The sequence below is a fragment of the Herpetosiphon geysericola genome (assembly GCF_001306135.1).
In the GTDB taxonomy this organism is placed as follows: domain Bacteria; phylum Chloroflexota; class Chloroflexia; order Chloroflexales; family Herpetosiphonaceae; genus Herpetosiphon; species Herpetosiphon geysericola.
In genome coordinates, this window is sequence record NZ_LGKP01000025.1 from 120,220 (window position 1) to 140,106 (window position 19,887).

General features: G+C 50.3%; 14 protein-coding genes. 11 read left to right on the forward strand and 3 right to left on the reverse strand.

Going from position 1 to position 19,887, the window contains the following annotated elements; genetic code table 11:
• Positions 1–212 precede the first annotated feature (212 nt).
• Complete coding sequence (locus SE18_RS16125; RefSeq protein ID WP_054535499.1) at positions 213–581, reverse strand: roadblock/LC7 domain-containing protein; 369 nt, start codon at positions 579–581, stop codon at positions 213–215.
• A 193-nt stretch (positions 582–774) separates the two neighbouring features.
• Positions 775–2,007 carry a sugar ABC transporter substrate-binding protein gene (locus SE18_RS16130; RefSeq protein WP_054535500.1) on the reverse strand — a complete coding sequence of 411 codons (1,233 nt, stop codon included), beginning with the start codon at positions 2,005–2,007 and terminating at the stop codon, positions 775–777.
• A gap of 208 nt (positions 2,008–2,215) precedes the next feature.
• Here SE18_RS16130 and SE18_RS16135 point away from each other — a divergent pair, with 208 nt between their 5' ends.
• The 6 genes from SE18_RS16135 (at position 2,216) to SE18_RS16160 (ending at position 8,866) form a co-directional block, all read left to right on the forward strand.
• Positions 2,216–3,169: an aldo/keto reductase gene (locus SE18_RS16135; RefSeq protein WP_054535501.1), complete on the forward strand. Its 954-nt coding sequence runs from the start codon at positions 2,216–2,218 to the stop codon at positions 3,167–3,169.
• Between the two features lie 187 nt (positions 3,170–3,356).
• Positions 3,357–5,327: a 1,4-alpha-glucan branching protein domain-containing protein gene (locus SE18_RS16140; RefSeq protein WP_054535502.1), complete on the forward strand. Its 1,971-nt coding sequence runs from the start codon at positions 3,357–3,359 to the stop codon at positions 5,325–5,327.
• A gap of 107 nt (positions 5,328–5,434) precedes the next feature.
• Positions 5,435–6,796, forward strand: a complete 1,362-nt coding sequence (locus tag SE18_RS16145) for a phosphoribosylamine--glycine ligase (protein ID WP_160319518.1) — start codon at positions 5,435–5,437, stop codon at positions 6,794–6,796.
• A gap of 79 nt (positions 6,797–6,875) precedes the next feature.
• Complete coding sequence (locus SE18_RS16150) at positions 6,876–7,517, forward strand: hypothetical protein (protein ID WP_054535504.1); 642 nt, start codon at positions 6,876–6,878, stop codon at positions 7,515–7,517.
• A gap of 30 nt (positions 7,518–7,547) precedes the next feature.
• Complete coding sequence (locus SE18_RS16155; protein WP_054535505.1) at positions 7,548–8,198, forward strand: hypothetical protein; 651 nt, start codon at positions 7,548–7,550, stop codon at positions 8,196–8,198.
• A 17-nt stretch (positions 8,199–8,215) separates the two neighbouring features.
• On the forward strand, positions 8,216–8,866 hold the full coding sequence (locus SE18_RS16160) for a hypothetical protein (RefSeq protein ID WP_054535506.1): 651 nt from the start codon (positions 8,216–8,218) through the stop codon (positions 8,864–8,866).
• 55 nt (positions 8,867–8,921) lie between these two features.
• On the opposite strand, the gene SE18_RS16165 is transcribed toward SE18_RS16160, so the two are convergent.
• Positions 8,922–11,180, reverse strand: coding sequence for a (Fe-S)-binding protein (locus tag SE18_RS16165; RefSeq protein ID WP_054535507.1), 2,259 nt, complete (start codon positions 11,178–11,180; stop codon positions 8,922–8,924).
• A gap of 285 nt (positions 11,181–11,465) precedes the next feature.
• Between SE18_RS16165 and SE18_RS16170 the strand changes: the two genes are divergently transcribed.
• From SE18_RS16170 to acnA, 5 genes are all read left to right on the forward strand, one after another.
• Positions 11,466–12,434: an ABC transporter permease subunit gene (locus tag SE18_RS16170; protein ID WP_054535508.1), complete on the forward strand. Its 969-nt coding sequence runs from the start codon at positions 11,466–11,468 to the stop codon at positions 12,432–12,434.
• A complete protein-coding gene (locus SE18_RS16175; RefSeq protein WP_054535509.1) occupies positions 12,435–13,460 on the forward strand; it encodes an ABC transporter permease in 1,026 nt (341 codons plus the stop codon). It begins immediately after the preceding gene.
• A 128-nt stretch (positions 13,461–13,588) separates the two neighbouring features.
• Complete coding sequence (locus SE18_RS16180) at positions 13,589–15,865, forward strand: ATP-dependent helicase (RefSeq protein ID WP_054535510.1); 2,277 nt, start codon at positions 13,589–13,591, stop codon at positions 15,863–15,865.
• 8 nt (positions 15,866–15,873) lie between these two features.
• The gene (locus SE18_RS16185; protein WP_054535511.1) at positions 15,874–16,545 is read left to right on the forward strand and encodes an O-methyltransferase; all 672 of its coding nucleotides are present in this window, start codon (positions 15,874–15,876) and stop codon (positions 16,543–16,545) included.
• Positions 16,546–17,068: 523 nt separating this feature from the next.
• Entirely contained in the window at positions 17,069–19,786 is a 2,718-nt protein-coding gene (gene acnA / locus SE18_RS16190; RefSeq protein WP_054535512.1) for an aconitate hydratase AcnA, read from the forward strand.
• Positions 19,787–19,887 lie beyond the last annotated feature (101 nt).

The following is a 19,887-nucleotide window of genomic DNA, read 5'->3' on the forward strand; positions in this document are numbered from 1 at the left end:
CTTTTCTATGCTCTTCTAGCCTAGCATAAACTGGCCTAGCCAGACAAGCCTCATGGCCAATTATTGCACAATTGTAACAGAGCGACAGGTGGCTAAAATAAAAAAAGCGCCAGCAGGCCATCTGGATATGGCACACTAGCGTTACCCAAGAGCAAAAAAAGGGGGCCAGAACCGATTCTGGCCCGCGAACGGTCGTTCGGAGGTCGGCAGCCTTATACGAAATGGGCCAACTCGTTAGCGGTACGCTTCATGTCTAAGAAGATCAGGCCAAGCTTTGCCCGGCTTTGCGCCAAGGCGGTTAGCACTGCATCTTCACCGATTGAAATCAGAATAACGTAGCCTTCTTCACCTTGTACGAAGACGAGGTTAAGTGCGCCACGCCGAAGCTCGCCAGCGATTCGTTCGCCCAGAGACAACATCGCGGCACTCATAGCAGACACACGATCTTCTTCCACATCGTTCGGAAGATTCGAGGCCATGATGAGACCATCAACGCTGACGACCGCCGAGGCTTCGATGTCAGGCGTATTCATCTGCAGTGCCTTGAGATGCCGCACCATCTCTTCGGTTCTGGTTGCCATGCAACTCCTCCTTAGGCCGTAGGCCGGCGTGGAATCTATAATGAATGACTTGCTTGGAACGATCAGCCTTCAGCGGGTTGGCCGTCTGCGCCATTCTACTACATCTTTTGCCAAATATCAACTACAGATCCCACTATAACGGGCTAATTTAGCCCTTGCTTGTCAAGCGGTTCGCTGTAATATGCTGGGTTGGCTACTCGCTCCGTAGCAGGCGATCGGCGTTCGCGATACTTTCTTCCAAGGGTGCGCCATTTAAGCTATTACGCACCAAAGCGATCAGGATGTCCCATCCGTTGTTGAAGCGGAGGGTGGTGGGCCAAGCGCTCGCCCGACTAACTGCCAGCTGAAGTTGTGGGTAGAGTGGGTCGCTACTGGCTAAGTCGTTACGCACACTTGGTATATCAGCGGCTTGAAAAGCCGTTTGCGCTTTCATCTCCACAAGAAACCGCATCACGTCAAGCGCGGCGTTTTGCTGTTGCTCGGTGCTGCGTGGGCTGATCACAAGCACACTGCTCCGAACAAAGGGTTGCGGTTCTTGGCCGGTTTGGCTCAGGCGTGGCAATGGTTGCACGCCAACGTTCTCCCCCCACAATTGACGATAGGTGCTGATTTGATCGGCCCAGTCAATCGTCATAATCGCACTGTTTTGGCTCACACTGCGAGCTATCAGTCGATGATCATCACGGGCTAACAAGCTTGGATCTTGGGCTAATGCGTCGACCCAGGTTAGCCACTGTAATGTTGGGGTATAGCTTTGAGTCCCCAGAACCACCGCACCAGTTTCATCGAAGATTGTGCCTCCGAAGGCTGGTAGGTAGGGTTGGGTAAAGTATAGCGATAAATTATACGCTAATCCGTACTGTCCTTGATCATCGCTAAACCCGCGAGCGATTTCAAGCCATTCAGCAGTGCTTTGTGGCGGTGTGCTTACAAAGTTTGCCCGATTATAGTACAGCACAGGTAGATTAAGCGTCAATGGCAAGCCATATAATTTGTCGCCATAACGGGCACCATCAAGCGCCGCTGGCACGATTGGCTCAAGGTTAACCTTACGCAGCCGTTCCGTCAGATCAATAATCAGTTGTTGATCTGCTAGCTCGCCTACCCAACGATTTTCATTAAGCCAGATTAGGTCTGGTGGTGTGCCTTCAAGCAGTGCCGCCCGATAATCGTGCAGCAGGTTTGGCCCACGATTGACAATTTGAATTACAACGTTTGGATGTGCACGTTGGTATTCTAACAGCAATCGCGTGAAAAGTTCACTGCGTTGGGCATCGGCTCCATGCCAAATTACCAGTTGCGTGCGGGTCAGAGGATTAGCGGTAGCCCCTGGGGTTAACAACGTGTTATCATAGCTTGTTGCGCTACAACCAACAATGAAAATCCCAATCATCAAAAGGCTAAAATACCGCCATACTGCCCTCATGGGTGTATCCCGTTCTTTCGTTAACTGCGTTTTATCTGATTATAAAGGCATAAAACGCCAACGAATCATCAAAAGTATACCATGCTCAGGCGTTACTGACAAGCTGAGGTAGCTGGCTAGGTTTGAGCACATTCCGCCACTTGACTTTGAGTGCACTCAAAGGTGTAGACTGCCTACATTGGTTTATGATCCATTGCTGGAGGCAGGAATGAAACAACGGTCATTAGGCAGCCAAGGGCTGACAGTTAATCCAATTGGCTTAGGCTGTATGGGCATGTCGGAGTTTTATGGCCCAACCGATGAGGCCGAATCGCTGGCAACCATCGATCGGGCCTTGGAATTAGGCGTCAATTTCTTCGATACCGCCGATATGTATGGGCCTTTTACCAATGAGCAATTGGTTGGCAAAGCGTTCAAAGGCCGCCGCGATCAGGTTATGCTCGCAACCAAATTTGGCATTCAACGCGGCCCCAATAATCAACGCTCAATCAATGGCCGCCCTGAATACGTTAAAGCTGCCTGCGATGCCTCGCTGCAACGCTTAGGCGTTGATCATATCGATCTGTATTATCAGCATCGGGTTGATGCGAATGTGCCAATTGAGGAAACAGTTGGGGCAATGGCCGAGTTGGTGCAGGCTGGCAAAGTGCGCTACCTCGGTCTATCCGAAGCCGATGCCCCAACAATTCGGCGCGCGCATCAAGTTCACCCCATTAGCGCCTTGCAAACCGAATATTCGCTCTGGTCGCGCGAGCCAGAAATTGAAATTTTGGCGACAACGCGCGAGTTGGGCATTGGCTTTGTGGCCTATAGCCCGCTTGGGCGTGGCTTTTTGACTGGCCAATTTCGCAGCGTCGATGATTTTGCCGCCGATGATTATCGTCGCTACTCACCACGCTTCCAAGGCGAAAATTTCCAGCACAACTTGACGTTGGTCAAGCATATTGAGCAACTGGCCAGCCAAAAAGGCATCACGCCAGCTCAATTGGCCTTGGCTTGGGTCTTGGCCAAAGGCGATGATATTGTGCCGATTCCAGGCACCAAGCGTCGCCGCTACCTCGAAGAAAACATGGCTGCCTTGAGTGTTGAACTTAGCGCCGCCGAGCTGGCCGCAATTGATGCAGTCTTGCCAATTGATGCTGCGGTTGGCACGCGCTACTAGGCCGCAAGATGTTCTCGCTCCCTCGCCCGCGTTCAGTGGCCGAGGGAGCATCCTCGTGGAATACGCGCCTATCCTTCAAAACCGCTCCAAACAAGCCTCGCGGCACACTTCTGGCTTGCGAACACCTGCTATAATGGGAACCGACCTCTGCAACATGTCCCGCATGTTCCGCTCAGAAGGAGCATCTATGCCAAAACAAGGTGCATTTACGTTTGTCTTACATAGCCACTTGCCCTATTGTCGCAAAGCTGGCCGCTGGCCTCACGGTGAAGAATGGCTTCACGAGGCCGCTTCCGAGACGTATATTCCACTGCTCAATGCGCTGACTGATCTGATCAACGATGGGGTTACTCCTCGCTTAACGATTGGGATTACGCCAATTCTGACCGAACAATTGGCCGACCCAACGATTTTGCACAATTTCGAAGAGTATCTCGACGAAAAGATTGTTGCAGCTCAAGCTGATATTGATCGGCTGGCTGATGTACAGGCTGTTTGGGAAGCCGCCCAACGTGCTGAAGCAGAGCCAGAGCCAGAGCCAACACCACTGCTTTCGAGTGAAGAGCTTGAAAGCTTAATTACCAAAAACGATGCCCTGCTTTCTTCAACTGCTGGTGATTCGCCAGCCCCGCTCCATGCAGGCTTGTTGAGCGCCACCACTGTTGCTAGCGCCGACGTTGCGGAAATTGATGAAGTTGTTGATGCTGCTGCCGAAGAAGAACTTGAGGTTGAGCCAGAGCTGGAAGAACCTGCTCCCCTAGAGCAACCAGATCCCCACAAAGCTTATTTGGCTCAGTGGTATCGCGATTGGTATAGCATGATCAAGCGCTCGTTTATCGAACGCTATAACCGCGATATTATCGGAGCTTTCCGCCAATTGCAGGATGCTGGCTATATCGAAATTATCACTTGTGGCGCAACCCATGGCTACTTGCCGTTGGTGAGCCGCGATTCAACGATTTATGCCCAAATTGCGGTGGCAGTGCAAAGCTACGAACGGCACTATGGCCGCAAGCCCAAAGCAATTTGGCTGCCAGAGTGCGCCTATCGCCCAGCCTACTACCCAGAAGATCGCAGCGAAACCGAGCGTAAACCAGGGGTCGAAGAATTTCTCGAAGCCCAAGGCATCGAGTGTTTCTTTGTCGAAACAACCACCATCGAAGGTGGTGCACCCTTGGATAAAGCCGAAGGCAAGATTCTTGGCCCCTATGGCGATACGCTGCGCAAATATGTTGTGCCAGTTACCCGCGAAGTTCCGCCAACTGGCAATAGCACGCTTCAGCCCTATTTGGTTGGCTTGAGCGATAAAGTTGCCGCAATTGGCCGCCACCACAAAACTGGCTTGCAGGTCTGGTCGGCAGAATGGGGCTACCCAGGCGATGCCAACTATCGCGAGTTCCATCGTAAAGATAGCGAAAGCGGCATGCAATATTGGCGCATCACTGGGCCAAAAGTCGATCTTGGCTTTAAAGATTACTATCATCCCGATTGGATTAACGACAAAATTCATGCCCACGCCGATCACTTCACCAATTTGGTGCATCAAGTCATCAGCGAATATCGCGGCCAAACTGGGCGCTATGGCCTGATTTCATCAAACTACGACACCGAATTGTTCGGCCACTGGTGGTTTGAAGGGGTCGATTGGATGCGCGAAGTGCTCCGGCGCTTGGCTGCCAATCCCGATATTGACCTGACGACGGCTTCAGAATATATTGCCAATAATCCACCGCGTGAATCGTTGAACCTGCCCGAAAGCTCGTGGGGTTCGAATGGCACGCACCAAACCTGGCTCAACCCTGAAACCGAGTGGATGTGGCCAATTATTCATGGGGCAGAAAAACGCATGGAGGGTTTAGTCGCAGCCTATCCCCAAACTGATGGCGATTTGGCTGAGGCTTTGGCCCAAACAGCCCGCGAATTGCTGCTGTTGCAATCGAGCGATTGGCCCTTCTTGGTAACGACAGGTCAAGCCCAAGATTATGCCACCAAGCGCTTTAATGAGCATGTCGAGCGGTTTAGCCAGTTGGCTGATGCAATCGAGGCCAATGACCTTGGCTTGATGCGCGAACTAACCGCCAGCTTCAACGACCTTGATAATCCATTCCCAACGATTGATTATCATGTGTTTGCTGCTCGCGAGGGTTTGGTCGCCTAAATACGCGAACCCATGGCGGGGTTTAATCGCTACGCCATGGGTTTTTCAACTCTTTAAGAATCGCTGAATCAACATTGATTTGGCGATTCTATTAGTAACTAATGCTTATGAAAGTACTTGTGCTTGGCAACAATGGCGCAGCCCATGCCTACGTTTGGAAGTTGTTTAATAGCCAGCGAATTGATAGCTTAGCCACCGTGCCTGGCAATGGTGGCACAAGTTTGCTTGTGCCAAATGCAGAGCCATTTGAAAGCATGGCCGAGCTAGCGAAGTGGGCCTACGATGAGCATTTTCAGGTGATTGTGCCAGCAGAGGGCAGTTATCTGAGCAATGGCTTGGCCGATGCTGCGCTCATGTATAAAATTCCGGTCTGTGGGCCGCCCAAACAAGCGGCAGTGCTTGAACGCTCGCGTTTGTGGCTCAAAGAATTTCTCAATCGGCACCAAATTCCAACCTCAACTGGTCGCGCTTTGGGTGATTTGGCAACTGCTGAGCGTTACGTTGCCTCGCAGCCACTGCCAATTATGCTCTGGGGCGATTATCCTTCAGAATACGATGGCGCATATACTGATCGCGCTGAAGCACTGGCTGCCTTGGCTGGGATTTTTGCCTTACCGCCACGCCCAGGTCATTATCGCGGCGTGGTGATTGAGCAACCTGCACTTGGCCCAACCGTCGCGCTTTCAGCCCTTACCGATGGCACAACCTTGATTCCAATGCAAGCTGTGCGAATGTACGATCGGCTTGAGGATAACGATCAAGGCTGGGCTGCTGAAGGCATGGGCGCGCATACCACCCCAAGCGGTCTTCTCAAGCAAATAGGCGATTATCTGAGTGCAACCATTTTGGAGCCAATTCGGGCGGCCCTGCTGCGTGATAAACTGCCGTGGTGGGGCATTCTGGGCGTTGATTGTGCAATTACTGCGCGCGGGCCGCAAGTCTTGCGCATTCGCACAACGCTCAGCGATCCTGAGGCCCAGGTGATCTTGCCTTTGCTCGAAGATGATTTATTTCCGCTACTGGTTGCGGCCAACAATCGCAGCTTGCTCAATGTGCCAGCTCTGCGTTGGCGAGCAGAAGCCAGCGTAGGCGTGACCATGGTGGCAACTGGCTATCCGCATAGTTTTAGCACTGGCATGGCAATCGATGGCATCGCCGAGCTGGAGCCTGGGGTTGTGGCGTTTCAAAATGAGACCTCTAATCCCAATGGCTTGCGCTATGTTTCCGAAGAAATGCATATGCCCGAAAAGCGCAGCTTATTTAGCGGGGTCAGTAGTGCGCTCAGCGATGCAATTTTAGTTCGTTCAATGGGTAGCAATCACCTCGCTTCACAGGCTGGCCGAATTGTGACTGTGACGGCGCAAGCGGCTACGTTGGCTGAGGCGCATGCAAAAGCCTATCGCAATCTCAAACGCCTGCGAATTGGATCATCAACCTATCGCAACGATATTGGCCTGCGCGAACTTTAGAAGATCGGTCTTTGGTCGCTAGGCGCGGCTCAACAGCTCGCGTATGCTGCATTTAATCTACAGTTGAGGGAAGTTGAATATGGATCTGCTACGCACCATTGGGCTTGGGCTATTATTGATCGTGCTTACTGGCTGTTCGCTAAAGGCCGAACCATTGTCAATTCAAGAAGCCTCTGATCAAGGCTTAATCGATTTAGAATTTAAAACCGCTGGGACTGCTGGTGGCGTGCTGACAATGATCGTCACTGGCAAAACTGAGCGCTCGATTCAAATCACCATTCCTGCTGGCCAAATTTTGGATAATCAAACCGATTATCACGAAGATATGGTCTTGATTCGTTATGAAGGTCTGGTGGAAAGCCTCGAGGCTGACGTTATTCAATCAAACTTGCCGCTGATTACCAAACAAGCCACCGCTCGTTACGGCGTTATTGAAGCCTACAGCCTTGAATTGTATGCAGAGCCAGGCGCTGAAGCTGATGCGTATGCGTTTGATGGCTTTGTTGACCCAGAATTGCAACGCCTCGTTGACCATTTGGCCCTGCAAAGCAGCGAAGAATTTGTGGGCAAACAATTGGCAATTTGGGCTTTGACCGATAACCCTGATTATGATACTACTTCAGAGATTATCGAATTTAGTGAGCATGATTTGGCTCAGGCCCGCACATTTTTGCTCGCTGCAAAATTAGATCCTGCCGATTATCTCATGTTTGAACAATAAGCAAAACCACCACATTGAGAGAAGATCACTATGCAAAAACTCACTAAAAGTTGGCTTGGTTTGAGCCTCTGTTTGCTGCTTACCGGTTGTATGCTTAGCTACGAAAAACTTACGCTGCAAGAAACGATTGCCCAAGAACGAATTGACGTGCGCTTTCTTGCTAAAGGATTCACTGGCGATTCAATGATCGTTACTATGCGCGGAAAAGTTAATAAACCAACCAATGTAACAATTCCGCACGGTATCTTATTAAGTAATCGTAATAAGCGTCAAGATTTGGTAGCGGTTCGCTATAAAGGGAAAACACAATCAATTGATGCAGCGAAATATAGAGCCGTTGAAGAACAATTTCTAAACGCTGAAAAGAAACAAACTGTCCATTTTGTTTTAGAAGTTTATAGCATAAACTTTGACCGAGATTATATTCAAGCTCATGATCAATTTGTGATCAATGGGATGGCAGAAGGCGATTTGAAACAATTTGTTGATTTTTTAGCCGCGCAAAAAGATGGCAATGATACTGCAAAACAGTTAGCAATTTGGGCTATCACCTATAATCCCACTCAGGAAGAGGTCTTAGAATATTATTCAAATATTCGTTCTGAGCATTTTACAATAGCAGAAGAATTAATGATCGATTCGGGCTTGAATGCAGAAGATTATTTGCTGTTTGACGAATAATAGCTAAGGATTTTTTTATGATTAGTGGGATTAAATATCGATTAGCACAGTTGCTGTTTGTAACAACGTTGCTTGGCGGATGTTCCTTTACTAATAACCCTAAACCATTAAATCAAGCACTTGATCAAGGTTTGGTTGATGTTGAATTGACGAATGTTGGGACATTTGGCGATGTCATGATCGCCACAATTTATGGCAAAGCACCCGATTCGGTTGAGTTGGCAATTCCTAGCGGATTAATCGTTAAGAACGAACAATCAGATGAGGATTTTGTCTTGGTGCGCTATCAAGGTATGCTTAGCGCCCTCGATGCAATCGATCCGCAGCTTGAAGAGCCACTAACTGCCCACAAGGATCAGCCGAGCTATGGCTTGATCGAGGCCTATAGTATTGAGGCCTATACCAATTCGCCAACAATCAGCGATACATTTCGGCTTGATGGCTTTGCTGAAGCAGATTTGAAAACGCTGATCGATCTGTTTGCGCAAAAACCGCACGATCAATTTACGGCCAAACAAATTGCAATTTGGGCAATTACCGATGATGCTGATCGCGAGGTTGTCTATTGGGCGAGTTCACTGTTTAAAGAAGCAGATTTTGAACAAGCTAAAGCCTTATTAATCGAAGCCAAATTAGATCCAACTAACTATTTGATGTTTCAAGAGTAAACAAAACCCCCGCCATTGTTACGCTGGCGGGGGTTTTTGGTTATGTTAGCGACATTTAGGCAGTTGGTGGTTGCTCGCCCACCGATTGCAAGAGAATTTCGGCTACGTCTTTGCGGCCAAGGGTTTCTGATTGGTTGGTGTTCTTGGCAGCATCCTCGAACATCACCATACAGAATGGACAGCCCATTGCAACGGTATCTGGCTTTTCGGTTTGCAATTGTTCAAGCCGAATCACATTGACATGTTTATCGCCCCACCCTTCGAGCCAAGCGTTACCGCCGCCACCACCACAGCACATAGCTTTTTCACGATTACGTGGCCCAGCTTCGACCAACTCCAAGCCAGGAATGCTGCTAAGCACATTGCGTGGCTCTTCGTAAATATCGTTGTAGCGGCCAATGTAACATGGGTCGTGATAGACGACTTTTTCGTTGACTGGCACAGTTGGATTGAGCTTGCCAGCTTCGACCAAATCGTTCAAGAATTCGGTATGGTGCACCACTTCGTAATCCACGCCAGCTTTGCCGCCAAATTGAGGATACTCATTTTTGACGGTGTTGTAGCAGTGGGCGCAGGTTGTGACGATCTTCTTGAATTTGTATTGGCCCATGGTTTCGATGTTGGTATTGGCTTGTTGTTCGTACAACAATTCCTCGCCCATGCGGCGGGCTGGGTCGCCAGTACAAGTTTCTTCGTCGCCAAGGATGGCAAAATCAACGCCTGCTTTTTGCATCAACTGCACCATTGCACGGGCGGTTTTCTTCGAGCGATCATCATACGATGGCGCACAACCGACCCAATACAGCACCTCGGCTTCTTCTTTTTCGGCCAAGGTTGGCACGTCGAGGCCATCGGCCCAGGCGGTACGCTGGCGTTGTGGCAACTTCCATGGGTTGCCGTTGCGCTCGATGCCTTGCAACACCGTCTTGACCCCTGATGGAATTTCGCCCATCACCATGGTCAAGTTGCGGCGGAAATCGATAATGTCATCGACATGTTCAATCGTCGCAGGACACTCGGTCATACACGCGCGGCAGGTGGTACAAGCCCATAACTCGTTTTCGGTAACGATGCCTTGCTCATATAAATGCAAGGTTTCGGGGGTGCCTTCGAGCAATTCGATTTTTGCCCCGTTGCTGACGGTTGTTGGGGCAGCGGTTGCGCCAGCAGGCTGGAGCATCATCACGGTGCCATCGCGCTTGAGCACAGGGCCGCCGTGCATCAAATCGCTCATCTTGGTAATCAGCCATTTGGGCGAAAGATCAGAGCCAGAGGCAAAGGCCGGACAATTATCTTGGCAGCGGCCACAACGCATACAGGCATCGAAGTCCATGCGGCGCTTCCATGAGAAATCGCTGAGGCTGGTAACGCCCAATTTTGGCTCATCTTTTTCCAGTTCCTCTTCCATATTTGGAATGCGGTCGAGCGCACCTTTGGGGTCGCGATCACGGAACAAGGTGTTGAGCGGAGTATAGAAAATGTGGCGGAATTTGGTAAAGGGAATCGAGCCAACGAAGGCAAAGACTACCGCCATATGGCTCAGCCAGAGCACGCGGTGAATCCACAAGGCAACTTGGCTATGAATGATCGTGCCATCGGCAGCGCGTTCGACCCCAAGTCCGATAGCGCGGGCAACTGATGCGCCAGGATAGCCGAAGATCGCCCATTTGGCCCAACCTTGCTCGTAAACAATTGCGGTAACGGCGTTTGCACCCTCGCCAACGGTCATGGTTTGGTTGGCCAAGCGCAAAATTTCAATCAAGTAGCCACCAACCACAATGAAAATCATCGACCAAAGCACCCATGCATCGGTACCGCGATTATCCAAGCGGGTTGGTTTGGTTTTATAGCGGCGCCACAACGCCCAGAGCAAACCAGCGAAAAAGACCACACCCATAACATCAAGAATCAGCTCGTAATACTGATAAAAGCCACCAGTTAAAATCTTGCCTTGCTCTTCACCAGCAATCGGAATGGTGAAGTCGGCTTCAGCGGCAATAATATCGGTGCCGATAAACAGCGCCAAAAAGCCGTAGAAGATAAAGGTGTGCATAATGCCTGGCGTGCGATCGCGTAAGACGCGCTTCTGCCCAAAAACCTCGGTTGTCGTTGACCACAAGCGACTGGCAAAATTGGTCGAGCGCACTGTTGCATGGCCGCGGCGCCACAACAGAATGTCTTGATACATCTTGTAGAACATCGTGCCAATGGCAGCGATGGCAAACAAGTACAACACATACTCAACCGCATGCGGTAAGTTCCAGTAAATCTCGCGAACGGCGATAACTTGGCTGTTAAATAAAATTTCGTGCATGGGCGTTCCTCATCGAACTGGTTGAACACGGTGTGGGTCTATTGTATTACAAAAGAGGATATGCCGAGTTTAGCACGCATGACATCATGCGTCAAACGTTTTAGTGGGGATCGGTGGTTGAGGATCGGGGATCGGGAATGCAGTTTTTAGGCGTATCAATGAGCTAGCTAGATTATTGGTTAATTGCGGCCAATTTGGTCAGAAGGCTGAACCTTTTGTTAAGTGGATGAGTAATATACATAATACCTCAACGCTCATCCTCAGGGCCAATTGGAGACTAGACCTATGAGCCGACTTATCCTACGCAAACTTGGGTTGTTGATCGTGTTAGTGCCGTTATTGCATTTGTTCGGGGCATGGTATGTCTATAAGTATAATGGCTATTTTTACCCACCTAAACCAATTGTTATCATGACTGAGAATGGTAGAACTGACGGTGTACAGTTTGATACGCAACCATTTATGACCAGTTATCGCGAAACTATTAGCGCGATGGCCAATGGCGACCTTGGCCGAATTAATGAAGATCGCACGAAAGTCAACGAATACATTGATGATTTTATCATTCGTTCGGCCAAATTGTTGGGTGTAGCGTTTCTGACGACGATTGTTTTGGGCTTGGGGATGTGTTTGCTAGCAATTTCGCCACGCACTGGGCGTATCTCACCGGTTATGGTCAGCATGTTTACACTGGGCAATGCAATTCCTGGTTTTTTCTTAGGCTCGCTCTTGATTCTAGCCTTGTTGTATGCCAAACGTATGGGCTGGACGAATCAATTATTGCTGCCAGTGCAGGGCTACAGCACAGCGAAACATATGATTTTACCAGCGCTCATTTTGGCGTTGCGGCCTGCCTTTTATATTGCCTCAATTGGTGCTGGCTTGCTCGAAAACGAATTTCAACAAGATTATGTGCGCTTTGCCAAAAGCAAAGGCCTGCGTTGGCGCACAATTGTCCGTCGCCATGCGATTCCAAATGTGGCGCCTGCGGTTTTTGCGAGTTTAGGCCGGGGCTTGCAAATGGTGGTCGGCAGTTTGGTATTGGTCGAAGCCTTGTTCGATTGGCGTGGTGTTGGCTGGATGTTGTTCAATACGCTGACCAATGAAAAAGCAATAACCTTCTTTAATCCGCTGATTTTGAGCTTGTTATTGGCGTTGCTGGGCGCTGTATTAATTGCAGTTGATTTGTTGGCCTCGGTGTTGAGCCTTTGGATCAATCCGCTTGGGCGGCATGCTAGCGCGGGGAGAGGCTAAATGAAAAATCTGCCATTAACCTTGGGTTTGTTAATTACTGGATTTATGCTGTTGATTGCGATTTTTGGCCCCAGCCTTGCGCCGCATGATCCGCTGGTCGAAAATCGTTCGTTTCGCTATCAAGGCAAGTTTTATGGTGGCCCGCCACGCGAAACCTTGCCGCCGTTTGTGCACCCTGAACACCCCTTAGGCTTCGATGATATTAGCCGCGATTTGCTGAGCCGCTTATTGTGGGCGGTGCGGCCAACCTTGATTTTATGTGTGATTATTGCGACTGTGCGCTTGGTGCTGGGGATGGCAATTGGCGGCATTACAGGGTTATTGGGCCAACGGGTCGCATGGTTGCTCGATACGCTTATGAGCATTACCAGCGCCATTCCAATTTTGATTATTGCCTTGGGCTATTTGATTTGGACAAACGGCACGGCGCTGGTGATTTATCAAGGTACTACGCCAATGGTTGCCAATAAAGCTGGCATGAGCGCCTTTCTGATCGCCTTATGTTTAACTGGTTGGGTCAATAGCGCAAGCGTGATTCAAGGGCAAGTCCAGAAGGTGTTGCAGGCCCAGTATTTAGAAAGCGCCCATGCAATTGGCCTCAACCGCTGGCAAATTGCCTATCGCTATATTCTGCCTCAAATGCTGCCACTGTTGCCAATGTTGCTAGCCAGCGAATTAACCGCCGTTACCTTGATTGTGGCCGAGCTTGGCTATTTAGGCTATTTTATTGGCGGCAGCTATGTCTATAGCGATTTTACCAAAGATGTTCCCTTGCCCGATATTGTCAAACAAAAAGCCAGCCAGCCGGAGCTAGGCCAGATGCTTTCGGATTTCTTTGGTCAATATAGCCGCTCGCCATGGGTCTCGGTGTTTGCTGGCATCTTGATGGTGTTGCTCTTAATTGGTTTTACGCTCACCAGCGAAGGCCTACGCCGCCAGTTAGATATTACGCGGCCTCGGCGTTGGAATTGGCGCGGCCTGTTTCAGCGCCAAGCTAGCAAAACCAAGCTGAAGCAAACAGCCTAGGGCTTTGCTATCGCCAATCATTTTTTGCTGTCGCTCACCTGTTCCAACACAGCGCCGGAACGGGTACAATAGAACCAGCAAGATTGACATAGATCACGGTTTTTGACCGTCATGTAAGGACTAGATCAATGACTCACCCGCTGCTGATTGGGCTGAATGCTCAACAACAACGCGCAGTCCAAGCGATTCATGGGCCAGTGTTGGTGCTGGCTGGCCCAGGCTCAGGCAAGACCCGCGTGCTCACTCATCGTATTGCCTATTTGATTAATGAAGTTGGCGTGCGCCCTTATAACATTTTGGCGGTGACCTTTACCAACAAGGCTGCCCGCGAAATGCGCGAACGGCTTAGCAATTTAATTGGCGAAAGCCGCGCCCACGATGTGATGATGGGCACCTTCCACTCGATTTGTGCCCGTTGGCTGCGGCGCGATATTCAGCACTTGCAACGCGCCAATGATTTCGTGGTCTACGATGCAGACGATCAGCAGCGGGTAATGAAGCAAATTTTGCGCGAATTGGATTTAAGCGAGAAGCAATATAACCCGCGTTCGATCCACGCCCGCATTTCTGCCGCCAAAAACGAATTAATTGGGGTAGCCGAATTTGCCCGTAGCGTCAGTAGCTATTTCGATGAAATTGTGTTGCGCTGTTATGAGCGCTACGAGAAGCAATTATTTGCCAATAACGCGCTTGATTTTGATGATTTGCTGCTCAAAACTGTTAATTTGTTTGAATATCATTCCGAGGTGTTGGCCCGTTATGCTGAGCGCTACGTCCATGTGATGGTCGATGAAGTGCAAGATACCAATCGGGTACAATTTTCATTGGTCAATCATGTTGGCGCTGGCCACAACAACTACTTTTTAATTGGCGATATTCAGCAATCAATTTATGCTTGGCGCGGCGCGCGCTTGGCCAATGTGCGCGAATTTGAAGAAGCGCATCCCGATGTGCAAATTATTCCCCTCGAACAAAATTACCGCTCAACCCAACCAATTCTCGATGTGGCCCAATCGATCATCGATGCAGCCCACGATCGCCGCCATACCACCAAAATCTGGACTGATCAGCAGGATGGTGATTTGGTTTCGCTGGTCGAAGCCTACGATCACAACGAGGAAGCCCGCTGGGTTGCCGACGAAATTATGCGCATTCGCGGGCGTGATGGTCGTTCGCTCGACGATTTTGCCGTGATGTATCGCACCAACGCCCAATCGCGGGCCTTTGAAGAAGCGATGATTAGCCGCGGCCTACGCTACAAATTGGTCGGCGGCACGCGCTTCTACGAGCGCAAAGAAATTAAAGATATTGTGGCCTATCTGCGCATAATTCATAATCCACACGACGAAGTTAGTTTGTTGCGGGTGATCAACGTGCCAGGCCGGAGCATTGGCGATCGCACTCAGCAAGAGTTGCTGCAATGGGCTCGCAATCTTGATATTTCAATTTGGGATGCGTTAGAACTGTTAGTTACCAACGAGGCCCAAAATCCCCCAATCGGTGGCCGGGCGCGCAACGCCGTCGAGCAATTTCAAAAGTTGGTGGCTGGGCTACGCGATCTGCGCCACGATTTAATGCTTGGCGAATTAATTCAACGCTTGCTTGAGCGCGTGCCATTCCAAGAGCTGTTGGTGGCCGAGTATGGCGAGGAAGAAGGCGCTGAGCGCTGGGAAAATATTCTCGAATTGCAAAACGTCAGTATGGAATATTTGGCCTTGCCAACCGAAGATCAACTGCCGCGCTTTTTAGAAGAAGTGGCCTTGGTCAGCGATGTTGATAGCCTTGACACCACCAAAGCTCGCGAACCAGGCGTAACTTTAATTACCTTGCACCAAGCCAAAGGCCTTGAGTATCCGGTGGTCTTTTTGGCTGGGCTAGAAGAAGGCTTGTTGCCCCACGGGCGCTCGATTGACGACCCTGAGAGCATCGAAGAAGAACGGCGCTTGTTGTATGTTGGCACGACTCGCGCCAAACAACGGCTGTATATGCTCTATGCCTTCAAACGCGCCACGTGGGGCCGCACCGATCTGACCATTCCTTCGCGCTTTTTGGGCGATATTCCCAAAGATTTGCTGCAACGTACGCCAACCCGTGAAGTTAAACAAATGCCAGTGCATGCGGCAACTCAATGGCAAAGCAGCACGCCGCAACGCACTCGTGGAGCGCAACCAAGCAGCAGCAGCATGTGGAGTGGCGCAAGTGGGTCAGCCCGCCCCAAACGCCCAGAACGCGAGCCAAGCGCCGCCAGTTATAGCGCAGGCGATAAAGTGCGCCATGCCAATTTTGGCGAGGGCGTGGTTGTGAGCAGTAAAATGGTTGGCGACGACGAAGAAGTGACGGTAGCGTTTCCTGGCAAAGGCGTGAAAAAACTGCTCGCTGCCTTTGCCAAACTCGAACGAGTTTAGGAGGAGCGATGAATCAAGCAACGTGGGATGCAGTTGATCACTATATTTCCGATTCATTAGTTCAGGCTGATCCGGTTTTGGAATCAGCCTTGCAATCAAGTGCGGATGCAGGCTTGCCGCCAATTAATGTCGCACCCAATCAAGGCAAGTTGCTACACATGTTTGCCCTGATGTGTGGGGCGAAACGCATTTTAGAAATTGGCACTTTGGGTGGCTATAGCTCTATTTGGTTGGCACGGGCATTGCCTGCAGATGGCACATTGATCACGCTGGAATATGAGCCACATCATGCCGAGGTTGCCAAGGCCAATCTGGCCAAGGCTGGCTTGAGCGATAAGGTCGAGGTGCGGGTTGGCGCGGCCTTAGCTAGCTTGGCCCAATTGGCCGATGAAGCTATTGAGCCATTCGATCTGATTTTTATTGATGCAGACAAGCCGAATAATCCCCATTATTTGGCTTGGGCGCTCAAATTTGCCCGCGTTGGCACGGTGATTATTGGCGATAACGTGGTGCGTGGTGGAGCCGTGACTGATGCCAACAACCCTGATCCAGCGATTCAAGGCACACGCCAATTGTTTGCTGATTTGGCCGCGAACCCCAAGCTCACTGCTACTGCACTGCAAACCGTTGGTAGCAAAGGCTACGATGGTTTTGCAATTGCGATTGTGCAGCAGCTCTAAGCAAATTTTTGATCAATTGCTGAATGCAAAAGCAGTAGAGCTTCGCTAGCTCAATCATAGCTCTACACTTAGAACCTCGCCCAGATAGGGCGATTGGTAGACAAATACAATCCAACTAATACCATTTTGGGGGTGCAGGGGGATGAAAAACCCCTGCGTCTCCCGCCTGGAGGCGGGACGGAAGGGTGGTGATCACAGAAGTAGCCACTATTACTTTGAATAATGCTCCGTTAAAAGCTATGAGTAATCATTAACCCTAGCTCTTTTCTACCTCATCAAAACCTACCTTTATAAGCGTGCCAAAGACAAGAAATATCTTCTCAATACTTAAAAGCTACAAGAAATATCTATCACAAGCTTGAGTAAGCATAGGCAAAGCCTATGTTAAGCCAAGGGTCTCTCTAGTTGCAGGAACGGCAGGCGGCGAGTACCATAGTAGGTAGAGCTAGAAACGAGAAATTGTTCTAGACCCAGCATGTTCTGATGCTTGGGAAGTAACGAATTAGTGCCTAGAGAGGTTGCGATGACGCACAAACGCCAAGATGATTTCGGAGCCAAAGCCACATTGACCGTCGGTGATCGGTCGTTGGTCTACTATCGGCTCGACAAACTCGAAGAAGATGGAATTGCCGCCGTCTCCAAACTGCCATTCTCAATTAAAGTGTTGTTGGAAGCTATGCTGCGCAACAACGATGGTTTTGCCGTAACCAAACAAGATGTTGAGAATATGGCGCGCTGGAATGCCGCCAGCCCTGAAAAAATTGAAGTTCCGTTTAAGCCAGCGCGCGTAATTTTGCAAGACTTCACTGGCGTTCCTGCCGTGGTCGATTTGGCTGCAATGCGCGCTGCAATGGCGCAACAAGGTGGCGATCCGCAACGGATTAATCCACTGGTGCCAGTCGATTTAGTCATCGACCACTCAGTGCAAATCGATCAATTCGGCTCAAAAATGGCCTTGTTCTTCAATGCAGAGCGCGAATTTGAACGTAACGCCGAACGCTATGAGTTTTTGAAATGGGGCCAACAAGCCTTCGATAACTTCAGCGTCGTGCCACCAGAAACTGGAATTGTCCACCAAGTGAACCTTGAATATTTGGCAAAAGTTGTGCAAGTCTTCACCGAAGAAGGCGAATTGGTCGCCTTGCCCGATTCATTGGTCGGGACTGACTCGCACACCACGATGATCAACGGCCTTGGCGTAGTTGGTTGGGGTGTTGGTGGGATCGAAGCTGAAGCAGTTATGCTTGGCCAGCCAATCTACATGTTGTTGCCTGAAGTAATTGGCTTCAAAGTAACTGGCCAATTGCCCGAAGGCGCTACCGCCACCGACTTGGCCTTGACCGTGACTGAATTGCTGCGCAAAAAAGGCGTGGTTGGCAAATTCGTTGAATTCTACGGCCCTGGCGTGGCAAATATGGCCTTGTCAGACCGCGCAACGATTGCCAACATGGCTCCAGAATATGGCGCAACCATGGGCTTCTTCCCAGTTGACCAAGAAACAATTCACTTCTTGCGCAACACTGGCCGCTCTGATGAATTGGCCGATTTGGTCGAAGCCTACAGCAAAGCCCAAGGCTTGTTCCTTGATGCCAACTCGCCAGAAGCAGAATATACCGACACCGTGCATTTAGATCTTTCGACGATTGTGCCAAGCGTTGCTGGCCCCAAGCGCCCGCAAGATCGGGTCGAATTGCCAAATACCAAGGCTTCGTTCCAAAAATCGTTGACCGCGCCGATTGCCGAGCGTGGTTTTGCCTTATCAACTGAAAAGGCCGAAAGCACCGCTACCGTGCAAAACAACGGCCACTCAGCAACAATTGGTCACGGCGCAGTCGTGATTGCTTCGATTACTAGCTGTACCAACACCTCGAACCCATCGGTGATGTTGGGTGCTGGCTTGTTGGCAAAAAAAGCTGTTGAAAAAGGCTTGACCGTTGCCCCATACGTCAAAACCAGTTTGGCTCCTGGCTCACGCGTAGTTTCAAGCTACCTCGAACAAGCAGAATTGATCGAGCCGCTTGAAGCACTTGGTTTCCACATTGTTGGCTACGGCTGTACAACCTGTATCGGGAACAGCGGGCCGCTGCCAGAGCCAGTTGCCGCCGCCGTCCAAGAAGGCGAATTAGTTGCAGCCGCCGTGTTGAGCGGTAACCGCAACTTCGAAGGCCGGATCAATCCATTGGTCAAGGCTGCCTACTTGGCCTCGCCACCATTGGTTGTCGCCTATGCCTTGGCTGGCACAATGAACCTCGATTTAGCCACCGAGCCATTGGGCAACGACAAAGAAGGCAATCCGGTCTACTTGCGAGATATTTGGCCAAGCCAAAGCGAAATTCAAGAAACTGTGCGCAAAGCAATCAAGCCAGAAATGTTTACCCAACAATATGGCAATGTGTTTGCTGGCAGCGATGCTTGGAAACGGGTGCAAGCGCCAACCGGCAACATCTATGCTTGGAACAACGACTCGACCTATATCCAACATCCACCATTCTTCCAAGATTTGCAGCCTGAGCCAGCCCCAATCGGCGACATCAAGGGCGCACGGGTTTTGGCCTTGTTGGGCGATTCGGTAACTACCGACCACATCTCGCCAGCAGGTTCAATTGCCAAAAATAGCCCAGCTGCTAAATATTTGATTGATAATGGCGTTGATCCCCAAGATTTCAACTCGTATGGCGCACGCCGTGGCAACCACGAAGTGATGATGCGGGGCACATTTGCCAACATCCGCCTGAAAAACTTGTTGTTGAATGGAGTTGAAGGCGGCTATACGCTCTACTTCCCAACCGGCGAACAACAATCAATCTACGATGCCTCGATGGCCTATCAAGCCAGCGGCACGCCGTTGGTGATTTTGGCTGGCAAGGAATATGGCACTGGTAGCTCACGCGACTGGGCTGCTAAAGGCACGTATTTGTTGGGCGTGAAAGTCGTTATCGCCGAAAGCTACGAACGGATTCACCGCTCGAACTTGGTGGGCATGGGCGTGTTGCCATTGCAATATCGCGCTGGCGAATCGGCTGCGAGCCTTGGCTTGAAGGGCGATGAAACCTTCTCCGTCGAAGGTATCAACGACGATTTGCAAGCTCGCTCAGAGTTGACCGTGCGCGCCGTTCGCCCAGATGGCAGCGAGTTTAGCTTCCAAGCGGTCGTGCGGATCGACACGCCAGTTGAAGTTGAATACTACAAGAATGGTGGGATTCTCCACACCGTTCTGCGCCAATTGGCCAAAACTGCCTAATAGCTAAAATCAACAATCCCCATGCTGTTTTCGGGCGGCATGGGGATTGTTGTATCGAATTGGCTATAGGCTTTTGATCCACGAAGGACACGAAGCGCACG